The 658-nt window shown below is 45.0% G+C and carries 2 tRNA genes; both read left to right on the top strand.

Annotated features, from left to right (window positions below):
* The first annotated feature begins 210 nt into the window (after positions 1-210).
* Positions 211-287: transfer RNA gene (locus tag ABD827_RS06930), tRNA-Ile, on the top strand.
* Between the two features lie 141 nt (positions 288-428).
* Positions 429-504 (top strand) — tRNA-Ala (locus tag ABD827_RS06925).
* Positions 505-658 lie beyond the last annotated feature (154 nt).

The following is a 658-nucleotide window of genomic DNA, read 5'->3' as shown; positions in this document are numbered from 1 at the left end:
TCTGTTGAGTGTTCACACAGTTTGCTTGATATGAAAGAGTGACTTATCGCATGAGTGAAAGCTGATGCGATTCGGTGACGCCGGTTGTTGCTATCAGCAATAAATATGCGCCACCAAACAGGTTTGGGTCTGTCGTTCAGTTGGTTAGCACCCCACTTCCCTAATAAAGAGTAGGGTGAGGTCGTTTGAACAGCAAACCACAACAGGTTTGGGTCTGTAGCTCAGTTGGTTAGAGCGCACCCCTGATAAGGGTGAGGTCGGTGGTTCAAATCCACCCAGACCCACCAAATCACCTCAATACTTCGTCGTAAAGTTCGTCGTTTAGCAGGCTAAACGTCCTCACTTTACTCCTCGTCTTGATGCGATTTGGTGTTTAGCTAAACATTATACCAATAGTGTGAAACTAAAATGAAAGCTAAGAACTAAATGGGGCTATAGCTCAGCTGGGAGAGCGCCTGCCTTGCACGCAGGAGGTCTGCGGTTCGATCCCGCATAGCTCCACCATTTAACGCCATTACCTGAGTCAAAGAATTCAAAGTCATACATTGCATCGCAATCTATCACTTTGACTTTTTCGAAGTCACGATCTTTAACAATCTGGAAAGCTGATAGAAATAATTTGTAGTTCTTGATACGCAAGTGTCTTGGAACTTCTTGG

Source organism: Oceanisphaera sediminis (assembly GCF_039539745.1).
Lineage (GTDB): Bacteria > Pseudomonadota > Gammaproteobacteria > Enterobacterales > Aeromonadaceae > Oceanimonas > Oceanimonas sediminis.
This window is presented reverse-complemented; position numbering and strand designations above follow the sequence as displayed.